Consider the following 13,051-nt stretch of genomic DNA (forward strand, 5'->3'; position numbering starts at 1 on the left):
ACTCAGAGTGGCCACGCTCCTCGGCGGATCCACTCGAAGACCACGGAGAGTACGGCCGCCGTCCAGCCGACCCCAACCGCGGCGGCCACGCCGACCGCCACGCCCCGGTCACCGAACCTGAGCAGGGCGTACGAGACGGCCCAGGCGGCCGCACCGGCGAACACCGTCCAGGCCACGTATCCGCCCAGCGTCATCCCGAACAGGCCGAACGCCAGCAGCCACACCCCGGCGGCCAGCGCGCCGACGACCACGGCCCACGGCCGCACCGGATGGGGCTCACGCAGGACGGGGCGCGTCCGAGGCTGGGTCACGCCCCTTCAACCGGCAGAAACGCCGTCACGGTACGGCGGTCCGGCGCCACCGCGGTGATCCAGCCACCCGCCTGCCCCAGCCGCAGCAGCGTCTCCGCCCGTACCGGCAGCTGCTCGGGCCGACCGGGCGCGGGCGGCCAGGCCGTACGCGCGGTGTGGCCCTCCAGCGCCCATTCGCGCACCGCGCGGAACGGATCGCGGGCCTCCATCGCCTTGGCCGCGTCGTCCAGGCGCCGCTGCACGTCGGCCAGGGCCGTCTGCACCGCCGCGGTGTTGCCGCTACACATCGCCGCGGTCAGCTCCGGCGGCGCGCCCGCCACCCGGCTGCCGTCGCGGAAAGAGCCCGCACCCAGCGTCAACGCCAGTGGGTCGGTCGCCGCGGCGGCGGCCAGCGCCAGCGCCAGCAGGTGCGGCACGTGGCTGATCACGGCCACGGCCCGGTCGTGTTCGACGCTGGTGGAGGGCACCACGCGGGCGCCGAGTTCGGTCAGCAGCCCAGCCAGGGTCAGCCAGTCGTCCACCGCCGCCGCCTCGTCCAGACACAGCACCCAGGCGCAGCCGGTGAACAGGGACGGGTCGGCCGCGGCGAAGCCGGAGGTCTCCCGACCGGCCATCGGGTGGCCGCCGACGAACCCGGCCACCGGGTTCGCGGCGGTGCGCAGCCGACGGACGACCGCTTCCCGCACCGGCCCCTTGACCGAGGTCACGTCCGTGATCAGGCCGTGGAAGCCGCTGGCCACCAGCGCGTCGAGCACGTCGTCGAGCGCGGGCAGCGGCACGGCGAGCACCACCAGGTCGGCGTCGGCCGCCGCGTCGCGGATGGTCGCGGTGATCTGCCACCGCTGGGCGGTGGGCACCCTCGCCGCCGCGGTGCGCGCGGTGGCCCGGACCGCCGGGTCGGCGTCGAAGCCGAGCACGTGGTGTCCGGCGGCGGCCAGGGCCCGCAGCAGCGACCCGCCGATGAGACCGAGTCCGATGACGGCGATGTTCACGAGGGCAGCCTGCCACACCGGACTGCCAGCGTCGGCCCGGTGCCTGCCTCGTTGGGCATGACGTGCTGAAACGCCCTAATTTGCGCAGTATCGCGGTGACCGCAGTGCTCGGCGCACTGCTCGCTCCGCTGGCCGGTGCGGCCGCGCTCACCGCCCCGGTCAACCCCAAGCCCACTCCGTCGGTGACGTTCAACGGGGAGGTGCACGCCACCACCTACTGGGGCGACACCATCTACGTCGGCGGCGACTTCACCTCCGCGACTGTCGGCGGCAGCACCGTCAAACGGTCGCACGCGGCCGCGGTCAACGCCCGCACCGGCGCCTTGCTGCCGTGGAATCCCCAGGTCGACGCCATGGTCCGGGCCATCGCCACGGACGGCGACGGCGTCTACCTGGCCGGGGACTTCCACGCCGTCAACGGGGTCAGCCGGGACAGCCTCGCCGCGGTCAGTCACTCCGGCGTGCTGCAGTCCACCTTCAAACACAACATCAGCAACGGCCGCCCGTACGACGTCTCCGTCGGCGGCGGGCGGCTCTACCTCGGCGGATCGTTCACCGTCGTGGACGGGCACACCCGCCTCGGGGTGGCCGCGTTCGACCTGGCCACCGGGGCGCTCGACCCGAACTGGAACCCGAAGGTCAACGACGTCGTCCGCGCGGTGCTGTACACGCCCGGCCGGGTCTACCTCGGTGGCAGGTTCAGCTCGGTGAACAGCCTGCGCGGCACCGCCAAGATCGCCGCCGTCGACCCGGCGAACGGCGCGGTCGACCCCGGCTTCTTCTCGCACGTCAGCGCGATGGTGCACGACATCGCGGTCAGCGGCGACACCGTCTACGCCGGGATCGACGGCACCGGCGGCCGGGCCAGCGCGATGGACACCGCCGGGACGGTCCGCTGGACCGTCACCACCGACGGCGACGTGCAGGCGATCGCGGTGCTCGACGACGTGGTCTACCTCGGCGGCCACTACGACAACGTGTGCCGCAGCGCCGCCACCGGGCCCAAGGGCGTCTGCATCGACGGTTCGATCCGGCGGGTCAAGCTGGCCGCGGTCAGCGCCTCGACCGGCAACCTGCTCACCTGGACCGCCAACGGCAACGGCTCGGTCGGGGTCATCGCCCTGCGGGCCAGCAAGGAGCTGGGGCAGGTGGTGGCCGGTGGCGCGTACACGGCGGTGAACGGCAGCCCGCAGCGCCGGTTCGCCCTGTTCAACCTGGTGTCCCCGGCGGGCCTCGGCTTCAGCTGGTGACCTGGTGAGGTGAAGGCCGCCCGGTCCGGGTTCGGACCTGGCGGCCTTCGTCGTCGGGGGAGCTACTTGACGTAACCCTGGATCGCGGTGGCGACCAGGCCGATCACGATGGGCGACAACACCACGAGCGCCGCCTTGAGCTCGCCGATGGTGGTCTGGTCCAGCCCCAGCATCTTCTCCAGCTTGGCCTTGTTCTCGGCGGCCTCGACGAGGTCGGCGGCGGGAATGTCGGCGAGCGAGAAGTGCTCGGCCACGAACAGTGCGCCGCGTCGGCGCAGCATGGCCGCCGTCGGCGTGTACATGGTGCCGACCACGAACGAGGCGACGACGCCGGAGAAGAGCACGACGCCCTGGTCCAGCTTGGCGCCGAAGCCGGTCGCGGCCGCGTTCACGCCCATCACCAGCAGGACCAGGATGCCAAGCTGGCTGAGCATGCGGGTGCACATGGTGCGCAGCCGCAGCAGCGCGTCGAGCTGCTGCCCGGGGGTGCCGGGCAGGGGGTACGACGCGACCTGCTTCACCGCCGCCAGCGTCGCCGCGGAGCTGAGGCCGCCGCCGATGGCCACCGCCGACAGCGCGATGCCGCGTTCGGTGAGGTTCTTCGTGTCGCCGCCGTTGACGATCACCGGCGTGAGCGCCACCAACGTGCAGGCGATCGCCAGGACGGTGAGCACCGACAGCCAGACCCGCCAGCGCACGACGCGGTGCAGCCGGACCACCTCCGCCCAACGGGACAGGCCGAAGCCGAACGACTCGCCCGCCGCCGCGCCAAGCAGGGCCGACACCAGCAGGAACACCATGGTGTGGTCGTCGCTGGTGGCGGCGATGGCGCCCGTGCCGACCGCGCCGACCACCATGGCGATCAGGCGGAAGTCGCCCACCGAGACGACCTCGGGCTGGCCCGGCGTGCCGTAGTCGGCCACCGCCGCGACCGCCGAGGTCTCCTGCGGGGCGGCCGTACGCTGCTGGATCACTCGATACTCTCCCGTCGGCATCGGTTCGACCGGCATGGTCAGGCTCCGGTGAACCGGGCGAACACGCGGTGCAGCACGTCGCGGCTCTCGCCGTGCAGCTCGTCACCGCTCCACGACTCGCGCAACTCGATCGTCTGTCCGGAATGGAGCTGGATGGTGGCGCGGATCGGCACCTGCTTGGTGACCGTCACCTTCGTGATCTCCTCGTACGGCACGAACCGGTGCGCCTGGGCCAGCTCGGCCAGCGGGGTCGACGAGATCATCGCGAGCATCCGCTGGGTGCCCTCGTCCTTGTCGCCCTTGGTGGGCACCGCGATCAGGCCGTTGTCCAGCACCAGCAGATCGGCCTCCACCCCGCCGAAGGTGACGTTGCCCAGCCCCGCGATCACCTCGGCGTTGCGGGCGTTGGCCGTGGTCTCCTGCACCACCGCTGCGGTCGCCTCGATGCCGAGCTCGCGCAGCCGCTCCTGCGCCTGCGGCAGCGTGTCGGGGTCGACCGCCAGCTTGGCCACCGGTGCCAGGTCCAGGTCCGCGCCGGCGGAGGTGACCAGCACCGGACCGCTCGCCCACGACTCGCGCCAGCGGTAGCGCTCCGAACGCACCGCCGCGAGCATCAGCAGCAGCTCCAGCGGTTCGGCGAACTTCTGCGCCGCCTCACGCTCGGGCACGTCGGCGAAGAACGCTCGGCCCAGCTCGGAGGCCCGGCCCGCGGCCAGCGCGGAGAGCACCTCGGCCAGCCCGACCCGGGCCACGCCGAGCCGTCGCGCGACCTCGCGGAAGATCCCGTCGGCGGCCTCCTGCAGCTGGCGGTCGGCGGTGACGGCGGTGAACCGCTCCCACGGCAGCACCTCCCGACCGCGGACGTTCACCGCCATGCCGTGCAGCCGGTGGCTGACCTCGGGCAGGTTCGGCACCAGGTCGGTGGCCCGGCGCAGGTCGTTGCTCGGCGTGCCCTCCGGCAGGGCCTCGATGGCGGCGATGCGGGTGTGCAGCGGCGGGTGCGTGTCCCAGCGCGAACCCGGCTCCGGCTCCGCGACGGCGCGCCGCCGCAGGTCGGCGATCTCGTCGCGGCGGGCGTCGAGCAGGTCAGTGAAGCGGCCGAAGACATTGTCGGGCAGCAGCCCCAATGCGGCACCGGGGGCGACGTAGCGACCGAGGTAGAAGTCGTACGCCTTGGCCACGACGTGGACCTCGGTCAGCGCGGCGATCGCGGCCCGCCTGCCCGCCAGGCGCACCGCCGACGCGTCGGCCTCCAACTCCTGGCGGCGCGAGGCGGCGTTGTCCACGAGCAGATACATCTGGGCGTACAGGTAGAACGGCCAGCCCGCGACGTTGAACTTGCCGATGCGGCCCACGGCGCCCGCGATCGCGATGCGTCCGCGATAGGCGACCGCACCGAGCCGGGTGTGCGCGCCGGAGTAGTGGCCGAGTTCGTGCGCGAGCACCGCGCGCAGCTGGTCGACGCTCATCGCCTGCAGCAGCGGCAGGCCGAGGTAGAGGTAGCGGTGTCCGGCGATGAGACCGAGCAGCTTGGCCTGCTCCTGCACAGCGGCGTTGACCTCGGGCACGATCCGGATCTCGTCCGGCGCGCGGGTGCCGACACCGTCGGCCAGGCGGCGCACCTCGGCCCACAGCTGCGGTGCCTGCTCCGGCGTCAGGGTCACCCCCGGCATCGGCTCGGTATCGGCCTTGATCGCCTGCCACAGCGCCCAGCCGACACCGCCGATGATCGCCACGAACAGTGGCAGGGTCACCTTGATGGCGACCGCGGCCGGCGCGACGGACAACAGCCAGATCGCCAGTGCCACCGACGCGGCCAGCTCGACCAGCGCGAGCACGTAGAACCCGATCAGCATCAGCACGCTCACCAGCGCGCGTACGCCCGCGGTCATGTCTTCCTCCCCCAGCCGCGCCGACCACCGCGCGGTCTGCGGACACTATCGCGCCGCCCCGACAGCGACAATCCTCCAATGTGGCCCGCGACCTGCCTCAGGTTCCCGACCTGGGTCAACCTGCACCGGTGGAGGAGTTGCGGGCGGCGCTGCGGGGCGACTGCCATGTGCACACCGACTGGTCCGACGGCGCCGACCCGCTCGAGGCGATGGTCGCAGCCGCCGCCGCGCTCGGCCACGACTACGTGGTGCTGACCGACCACTCACCCCGGCTGACCATCGCCAACGGCCTGAGCGCGCCGCGGCTGGCCCGCCAGCTCGACGCCGTGGCCTCGGTGAACGCCGCCCTGGCGGGCACCGGGTTCCGGGTGCTCACCGGGATCGAGGTCGACATCCTGCCCGACGGCACACTGGACCAGGAGCCCGGGTTGCTGAAGCGGCTGGACGTCGTGGTCGGCTCGGTGCACAGCGAACTGAAGCTGGACCGTACGAAGATGACCCGCCGCATGCTGCGCGCGCTGGCCGACCCGAACCTGGACATCCTGGGCCACTGCACCGGCCGCAAGCTGCCCGTGGTGACCGACGCCCGGCACTCCGGCGGCCGGGCGACACCCCGCCGCCGCGCCCCGAGCAGCTTCGACGCCGACGCGGTGTTCGCGGCCGCCGCCGACCACGGCAAGGCCATCGAGATCAACTGCCGCCCCGACCGGCTCGACCCACCCTCGAACCTGCTGCGCAAGGCCGCGCGGGTCGACGGCCTACGCTTCGCGATCAACACCGACGCGCACGCGGTCGCCCAGCTCGACTGGCTGCCCAACGGCTGCGCCCGCGCCGCGACGGCGGGCATCACCGCCGACCGCGTCGTCAACGCCATGTCGGCCGACGATCTGCTCGCCTGGACCGGCTCGCACTGAGTCACGCCCTACCCTCGGTTGGCGTCGGGCGCCGATCGGGTGCGGGATGCGCGGTTCCGCACCTACTGCCCGCAGTGTTGTGACCGCAGGTAGCGATCTTCGGCGTCTGCCGTCGCGGGAGATCGCTGTCTGCGGTCGAGAAGTGGGTTTCGGCCGGTAGGCCGTGCAGGAAAGTGACCGCAGGTCGTGATCTTCGAGCCCATTCCGCTTCATGATCGCGGTTGGCGGTCAAAGAGTGGCCCTGCAGCCGAGACAGTGACCGCAAGCAGTGATCATGGCCGCGAGCCGCGAGCTGCGAGCCGCGAGCTGCGAGCCGCGACGGCCCGGTTCGGGGATCGCGGCTGGTCAGGTTCAGGGGGCGGTGGGGGTGGCCCGCCTCGTCCGCAGCGCCGAGAAGGCGCCCTGGGCGATCGCGACGCCGAGCAGCACGATGAGGGCACCGACGGGCTGGTTCCAGTGCAGCGACTCGTCCAGCACCACGATGCCCAGCAGCGTGGCGACCACCGGCACCAGGTACGTCACGTATGCGGCGGTGGAGGCACCCGCCGCCGAGATGACCCGCATGTTCAGCGCGAACGCGATGCCGCTGCCGAACACGCCCAGCGCCGCGACCGCGCCGATGGCCTTCCAGGACAGGTCCGCGGGCGCGGTCGGGGCGCCCGAGATCAGCAGGGCCGCGAGCACCGAGGCGACCGAGGCGACGATGGTCTGCGCGGCGGCCAGCGACACACCCGAGGCGGTGCCGCGCCCGGTGACGAAGCGCTTCAGGTACGGGATGGACACGCCGTAGCACATCGCCGCCGCACCGCACATGAGCTGCCCGACCAGCGAGGACGAGCCGTCGGAGTGCCAGAACCCGAGCACCGTCAGCACGCCCGCGAAGCCGAGACCGAGCCCGACGGCGGCCCGTGCGCTGAACTTCTCGGTGCGGAACACCAGCACCGCGAACGGCAGCACCCACAGTGCGGTGGTGGCGTTCCAGATGCCCGCGACGAGGCTGTCGACCCGCTCCTCGCCGTACCCGAACAGGGTGAACGGCAACGCGACGCCCACCACACCCGGGACCAGCATGTGTGCCCACAGCCCGCGATCGCGCGGCAGCCGCGCGCCGGTGACCAGCATGATCGCCAGCAGGGTCAGCGCGCCGATGGTGATCCGGCCGGCCGCGACCCAGGTGGGGTGCAGTTCGGCGACGCCCATCTTGATGAAGATGAAGCTGGAACCCCAGATCACGGCGTTGGCAGCGAACGCCGGCACCCAGGCCGAACGAGCGGCGGCCGGCGCCGAGATGTCAGGAGCAATAGTGGTGGTCACCCCTGACACACTGCCAGAGATCGGCGTACCGTGGCCAGCGGGTTACGGACGTCATACCGCGAATTTCCGCCACGGTTAACTCGCCTGCGAGTCCTCGGCCCGGTCGGCTAGGTTCCTCCCATGGGACGTGTTGATGACCTGGCCGAGCGGTATGTGGACGACTGGGCTCCGCTGAGCCCCACCGGCGCCACCTACGTCGGTATCAGCGGATATGACGACAAGCTGGATGATCTCTCGCACGACGGGTTCGCGGCGCAGGCCGACCTCGACCGGCGCACCCTGACCGAGCTCAACGCCATCGAGCCGCAGGACCAGCGCGAGTTCGTGGCCAAGGAGGCGATGGTCGAGCGCCTGGGCCTGGCCCTGGCCCGCTACGACGCCGGCGAGGTGACCAGCGACCTGAATGTGATCGCGAGCGCCCTGCACAGCATGCGCGGCGTGCTGGACCTGATGCCGACCGAGGGCGAGCAGGCGGCCTCGAACATCGCCAAGCGGCTGGCCGCCTTCCCGCAGGCGCTGGAGCAGTACAAGCAGACCCTGCTCGCCGACGCGAAGTCCGGGCGGGTCAGCGCGCGCAAGCAGATCGTCGAGGTCGCCGGTCAGTGTGACGTGTGGACCAGCGCCGACGGCGACGACTTCTACCTCGGGCTCGCCCGCCGGATCGAGGCCTCCGGTGCGCTGCGCGCCGACCTCGACCGCGGCGCGGCGGCGGCCAACGCGGCCACCGCGGAGTTCGGCCGGTTCCTGCGTGAGGAGCTGGCGCCGCTGGGCCGGGCGAAGGAGGCCGCCGGGCGCGAGCGCTACGAGCTGGCCTCGCAGTACTTCCTCGGCGCCCGGGTCGACCTCGACGAGACGTACGCGTGGGGCTTCGACGAGCTGCACCGCCTGGAGAACGAGATGCGCGAGGTGTCGGCGCGCATCGCCGGGCCGGGCGCGTCCATCGACGAGGCCGCGGCCAAGCTGAACCAGGACCCCAGGTACCTCATCCGGGGCAAGGAGCAGTTCCGCGACTGGATGCAGCAGCTCGCCGAGAAGGCGATCTCGGACCTCAACGGCACCCACTTCGACATCCCCGAGGCGATCCAGCGCATCGAGTGCCGCATCGCGCCGACCAGCGACGGCGGCATCTACTACACCGGCCCGAGCGAGGACTTCAGCCGTCCCGGCCGGATGTGGTGGGCGGTTCCGGCCGGGGTCGACGAGTTCGCCACCTGGCAGGAGGTGACCACGGTCTACCACGAGGGCGCACCCGGCCACCACCTGCAGGTGGGTCAGGCGGCGTACAACGCGGAGAAGCTGAACCGGTGGCAGCGGCTGCTGTGCTGGTGCTCCGGCCACGGCGAGGGCTGGGCGCTGTACTCCGAGCGGCTCATGGACGACCTGGGCTACCTGGCCGACCCGGCCGACAAGCTCGGCATGCTCGACGGGCAGGCGTTCCGCGCCGCGCGCGTCATCGTCGACATCGGCATGCACCTGGAGCTGGAGATCCCGCGCGACAACCCGTTCGGCTTCCACCCGGGCGAGCGCTGGACGCCCGAGCTGGGCTGGGAGTTCCTGCGGGCGCACTGCCGGGTCGGCGACGAGCAGCTGCGGTTCGAGCTGAACCGCTACCTGGGCTGGCCGGGGCAGGCGCCGTCGTACAAGGTCGGCGAGCGGATCTGGCTGCAGGCCCGCGACGACGCCAAGGCCCGCCAGGGTGCGGCGTTCGATCTGCGGCAGTTCCACTCCGACGCGCTCGACCTGGGCGCCCTCGGCCTGGACCCGCTCCGCGCAGCCCTCGCCCGCCTCTGACCTGAGGTAAGGAAGGGCACCTTCTTATCGGAATCCGATGTAGAAGGTGCCCTTCTTGACGCGCCGCCTACGGGGCGGCCAGGGCTTCGGTGGGGGACAGGCGGGCGGCGCGCATCGCGGGGTACAGCCCCGCCACCGCGCCGATCAGCACCGTCGCGCCGAGGCCGCCCAGCGTGGCCCAGGCGGGCACGATGCCCGGCCAGCTCTGCGTGAACGCGTACCCCACGGTCACCAGCCCACCCAGCAGCACCCCGCCCGTGCCGCCGAGAAACGCCAGCAGCAGCGACTCGGTGAGGAACTGGCCGCGCACCTGCCCCCGGGTCGCGCCCAGCGAGCGGCGCAGCCCGATCTCGGCCCGGCGTTCCAGCACCGAGATCACCATCGTGTTGGCCACCCCCACGCCGCCGACCAGCAGCGCGACCGCGCCCAGGCCGAGCAGTAGCCCGGTGAAGGCCGCGTCGGTGGCCTGCCGCGCCGCCAGCGCGTCCGACGGCCGCGACACCTTGACCTCGTTGGGGGCCTCCGGGTTGGCGGTCGCGGCCAGCACGTCGCGCACCGCGGCCACCGACGATTCGACGGTACGGGCGTAGATCGTCGTCGGATGCCCCTCGTACCCCAGGTACCGCTCCGCCGCGGGCAGCCCCACCAGCGCCGCCGTGTCCAGTTCGGTGGCCAGCGGCACCGGCGCCAGAATCCCGAGCACGGTGTACCACCGCCCCGTCCCGTGCGCGGTCAACCAGACCTGCCGGTCCGGCCCGGCGTGGGTGACGCCGAGGCGGGCGGCCGCGGTGGCGCCGAGCACCACCGCCGGATACCGCGCGGTGGCGGCGTTGAGCCAGGTCCCGTCGGCGAGTCCGGCGCCGACCGTGGCGGGCAGGTCCAGGTCGACCGCGCGTACGCCGAGGCTGCCGTTCTGCGCCGCCGGGATCCGGTCGGTGCGGTAGACCTTCGCGTCTATCCGGGCCACCGCCGACACCTGCGTCACCGGCCCGATCCGCGCGATCATCTCGGGCGCCTCGACCGGCAGCACCGCCTCCTCGCCGAACAGCTTGCTGCCGGGAGCGACCGTGAGCAGGTTGGTGCCGAGCCGGTCCAGCGTGCGATCGACCTCGGCCCGCGACGAGGCGGAGATGCCGACCACGGCCACCATCGCCGCGATGCCGATGGCGATGCCGAGTGCCGACAGGAAAGCCCTGGTCCGCCTCGTACGCAACCCGATGGCACCCACCCGCAGCAGATCCGCGGCGCGCAACCGTGGCGCGATCAGCTCCTGCCCGCTCATGCCGCCACCGCCGCGACCACGCGGCCGTCCCGCATGGCGATCTCGCGCGGGAACCCGGCCGCGATCTCACGGTCATGCGTGATCACGACCAGGGTGGTGCCCGCCGCGTGCAGCTCGCGCAGCAGCTCCAGCACCACCTGGCCGGAGGCCGAATCGAGGTTGCCGGTGGGCTCGTCGGCCAGCAGCAGCGGCGGGTCGCCGACCACCGCCCGCGCGATCGCGACCCGCTGCCGCTCACCGCCCGAAAGCTCGTGCGGACGATGGTCGAGCCGGTGGCCCAGCCCGACCCGCTCCAGCGCGGCGGTGGCCCGCTCCCGGCGCCGACGCAGCGGCACCCCGGCGTAGAGCAGCCCGTCGGCGACGTTGTCGACGCAGGTCGTGCCGGGGGCCAGGTGGAACTGCTGGAACACGAACCCGATCCGGCTGCCGCGCAGCGCCGACAGCTGCCGGTCGGACAGGGTGGCCAGGTCGTGCCCGTCGATGACGACGCGACCGGTGGTGGGCCGGTCCAGGGCACCGACCAGGTGCAGCATGGTCGACTTGCCCGAGCCGGACGGGCCCACGATCGCGGCCAGCTCACCCCGTTCGATGCGCAGGCTCACCCCGGCCAGCGCGCTCACCCCACCCGGGTACGTCTTCGTGACCTCCACCAGCTCGACCATCGCGCTCATGACGGCATCCCGACCAGGGCGCCCTCGGTGAGGCCAGCCCCGCTGACCTCGACCCGTCCGGCCGCGAACAGGCCGGTTTCGACCGCCACGATCGAGGTCGCGCCGCCGGACACCAGCTCCACGCCGTACCCGCCCTCGCTCAGCGCCAGCAGCGCCGCGACCGGCACGGTCAGCACGTCGGCCCGGGTCTCGGCGGTGAACCCCACGTCCACGGTCGCCTGCCGGAAGCCCTTGCCCGCCTCGGTCTGGGCCAGCGTCACCGTCACCTCCAGCGTGGTCGTCGCCGGGGTGCCGTTCGATCCGGGCGTGATCACCGTCTGCACCTTCCCGACCTTGCCCGCCACCGACTTCCCGTCGGGCAGCTCGACCGTGACCGCGGTGTTCGGCTCGGCCAGCCGCTCGTCGTCGAGGTCCAATGGCACCGTGACGGCCCGGTCGGTGCCGGTGCGCGTCAGCACCGGCGAGCCCGGCTGCACCAGGTCGCCGACCTCGGCGCTGAGCGCGTCCACCCGGACCGGGCCGGGCGCGAAGACGACCCGGCCCGGGTCGACCACGCCGGTCTCGGGCAGGCCGAGATCCTCCTGCCAATCGCGTACGGCCGACGCCGTGTCCCCGGTGAACTCGTCGTCGACGGTGAAGCCGCGGTAGCCGAGCGCGTACAGGTTCTGCTCCAGCTGCTTCACGTCCGGCCCGTCGACCCCGCCCCGCATCACCCGATACGCGGGCAGCCCGCCGTACAGCAGCACCACCTGGGCGTTGTCGAGGCGGTACAGGGGCTTGCCGCGGCTGACGACCGCACCCTCGGCCGGGAGCCAGGTGACGGTGCCCGCGGCGCGGGCGCGCACGGACACCGCGGTGCCGTACCCCAGGGTGCCGCTCTTCTGCTCCACATCGGCCAGGGTCTGCCTGGTCACCGGGGCGGTCCGCGCCGGACCGGTCGCCGCAGCCGGATCGTCGCCGGAGCCGGGCAGCCCGACCGCCAGCGCGGCGACCGCCGCCACCACCAGCACCGCGCCGCCGACCAGCAGCAACCGGCCCCTCACTTGCCACCCCCGACGCCCTTGGGCATCAGGTTGCGGCACTTCTCGAAAGCGGCCTGGAACTTCGGGTCGTTGCGCAGCTGGGCCAGGTTGCCGTCGATACGCAGGCTGCCGGTGTCGTCGGGCTCGGGGAAGTTCTCCACGCCGTTGTCGCGCATGCACTGCGACAGCGCGCGCAGCTGCTCGACCTGCTGCGGGTCCAGCTTGATCGCCTCTCCGCCGCCAGGCAGGAACTGCTTGCAGGCGGTCAGCGCGTCGTCGAGCTTCTCGCCGTTGGCGCCGGTCTTGGGGATCTCGCCGCGCGGCGGCTGGCCGGGTTCCGGGTCGGGCATGTCGATGCCGTGGTCGCGCATGCACTGGGCGAACCGGCGGCCGCGCTCGGCGTCGTCGACCGGCTGCGCGGAGGCGGAGGCGGCGGCCTTGGCGCCGCCCGCCGTGGCCACGCCCGGCTGCTCCTTGTCGCCGCAGGCCGCCAGGGTGAGCAGGCACGCCAGTGCGGCCGCGGCGGCGGTGTGTCGCTTGTTCATGCCACTCATGACAGCGGTGCGGGCGTAACGCGGGCATAACCCCGGCCTGGCGGGGCTGTGAGCGGGCCGGTGAGCGGGGCCGTGTCGGCCCGC

At 72.7% G+C, this 13,051-nt stretch carries 11 protein-coding genes and 1 pseudogene; 3 read left to right on the forward strand and 9 right to left on the reverse strand.

What is annotated here, in order from left to right:
* Window positions 1–2: 2 nt before the first annotated feature.
* Both KUA19_RS18225 and KUA19_RS18230 read right to left on the reverse strand, forming a co-directional pair.
* Window positions 3–311: a hypothetical protein gene (locus KUA19_RS18225; protein ID WP_217397193.1), complete on the reverse strand. Its 309-nt coding sequence runs from the start codon at window positions 309–311 to the stop codon at window positions 3–5.
* Window positions 308–1,303, reverse strand: a complete 996-nt coding sequence (locus KUA19_RS18230; RefSeq protein WP_217397194.1) for a prephenate dehydrogenase — start codon at window positions 1,301–1,303, stop codon at window positions 308–310. The genes KUA19_RS18225 and KUA19_RS18230 overlap by 4 nt, the downstream gene beginning before the upstream one ends.
* A gap of 95 nt (window positions 1,304–1,398) precedes the next feature.
* Between KUA19_RS18230 and KUA19_RS18235 the strand changes: the two genes are divergently transcribed.
* A complete protein-coding gene (locus tag KUA19_RS18235; RefSeq protein ID WP_308167493.1) occupies window positions 1,399–2,553 on the forward strand; it encodes a hypothetical protein in 1,155 nt (384 codons plus the stop codon).
* 62 nt (window positions 2,554–2,615) lie between these two features.
* Here the strand turns inward: KUA19_RS18235 and KUA19_RS18240 are convergent, their stop codons facing one another.
* Both KUA19_RS18240 and KUA19_RS18245 read right to left on the reverse strand, forming a co-directional pair.
* Window positions 2,616–3,527 carry a hypothetical protein gene (locus tag KUA19_RS18240; RefSeq protein ID WP_217397195.1) on the reverse strand — a complete coding sequence of 304 codons (912 nt, stop codon included), beginning with the start codon at window positions 3,525–3,527 and terminating at the stop codon, window positions 2,616–2,618.
* Between the two features lie 38 nt (window positions 3,528–3,565).
* A complete protein-coding gene (locus tag KUA19_RS18245; RefSeq protein WP_217397196.1) occupies window positions 3,566–5,419 on the reverse strand; it encodes a M48 family metallopeptidase in 1,854 nt (617 codons plus the stop codon).
* 122 nt (window positions 5,420–5,541) lie between these two features.
* Here KUA19_RS18245 and KUA19_RS18250 point away from each other — a divergent pair.
* A pseudogene (locus tag KUA19_RS18250) lies at window positions 5,542–6,333 on the forward strand (PHP domain-containing protein); the annotation flags it as partial.
* Window positions 6,334–6,684: 351 nt separating this feature from the next.
* On the opposite strand, the gene KUA19_RS44575 reads toward KUA19_RS18250, so the two are convergent.
* A complete protein-coding gene (locus KUA19_RS44575; protein WP_308167494.1) occupies window positions 6,685–7,647 on the reverse strand; it encodes a DMT family transporter in 963 nt (320 codons plus the stop codon).
* A gap of 120 nt (window positions 7,648–7,767) precedes the next feature.
* On the opposite strand from KUA19_RS44575, the gene KUA19_RS18260 reads away from it, so the two are divergent.
* Complete coding sequence (locus KUA19_RS18260) at window positions 7,768–9,438, forward strand: DUF885 domain-containing protein (protein WP_217397198.1); 1,671 nt, start codon at window positions 7,768–7,770, stop codon at window positions 9,436–9,438.
* Window positions 9,439–9,505: 67 nt separating this feature from the next.
* On the opposite strand, the gene KUA19_RS18265 is transcribed toward KUA19_RS18260, so the two are convergent.
* Genes KUA19_RS18265 through KUA19_RS18280 form a run of 4 tightly spaced genes read right to left on the reverse strand, consistent with a single transcriptional unit; the run spans window position 9,506 to window position 12,958 of the window.
* Window positions 9,506–10,720 carry an ABC transporter permease gene (locus KUA19_RS18265; protein WP_217397199.1) on the reverse strand — a complete coding sequence of 405 codons (1,215 nt, stop codon included), beginning with the start codon at window positions 10,718–10,720 and terminating at the stop codon, window positions 9,506–9,508.
* Window positions 10,717–11,382: an ABC transporter ATP-binding protein gene (locus KUA19_RS18270; RefSeq protein ID WP_217397370.1), complete on the reverse strand. Its 666-nt coding sequence runs from the start codon at window positions 11,380–11,382 to the stop codon at window positions 10,717–10,719. The genes KUA19_RS18265 and KUA19_RS18270 overlap by 4 nt, the downstream gene beginning before the upstream one ends.
* 5 nt (window positions 11,383–11,387) lie before the next feature.
* Entirely contained in the window at window positions 11,388–12,434 is a 1,047-nt protein-coding gene (locus KUA19_RS18275; protein ID WP_217397200.1) for a peptidoglycan-binding protein, read from the reverse strand.
* Complete coding sequence (locus KUA19_RS18280) at window positions 12,431–12,958, reverse strand: hypothetical protein (protein ID WP_217397201.1); 528 nt, start codon at window positions 12,956–12,958, stop codon at window positions 12,431–12,433. The genes KUA19_RS18275 and KUA19_RS18280 overlap by 4 nt, the downstream gene beginning before the upstream one ends.
* Window positions 12,959–13,051: the final 93 nt, after the last annotated feature.

It is taken from the genome of Catellatospora tritici (assembly GCF_019083965.1).
GTDB lineage: Bacteria > Actinomycetota > Actinomycetes > Mycobacteriales > Micromonosporaceae > Catellatospora > Catellatospora tritici.

Bases quoted from the DNA above. Each gene is read 5' to 3' on its own strand.
- KUA19_RS18265 (WP_217397199.1), bottom strand. From the start codon at position 10,720: ATGAGCGGGCAGGAGCTGATCGCGCCACGGTTGCGCGCCGCGGATCTG.
- KUA19_RS18245 (WP_217397196.1), bottom strand. From the start codon at position 5,419: ATGACCGCGGGCGTACGCGCGCTGGTGAGCGTGCTGATGCTGATCGGG.
- KUA19_RS18270 (WP_217397370.1), bottom strand. From the start codon at position 11,382: ATGGTCGAGCTGGTGGAGGTCACGAAGACGTACCCGGGTGGGGTGAGC.
- KUA19_RS18280 (WP_217397201.1), bottom strand. From the start codon at position 12,958: ATGAACAAGCGACACACCGCCGCCGCGGCCGCACTGGCGTGCCTGCTC.
- KUA19_RS18260 (WP_217397198.1), top strand. From the start codon at position 7,768: ATGGGACGTGTTGATGACCTGGCCGAGCGGTATGTGGACGACTGGGCT.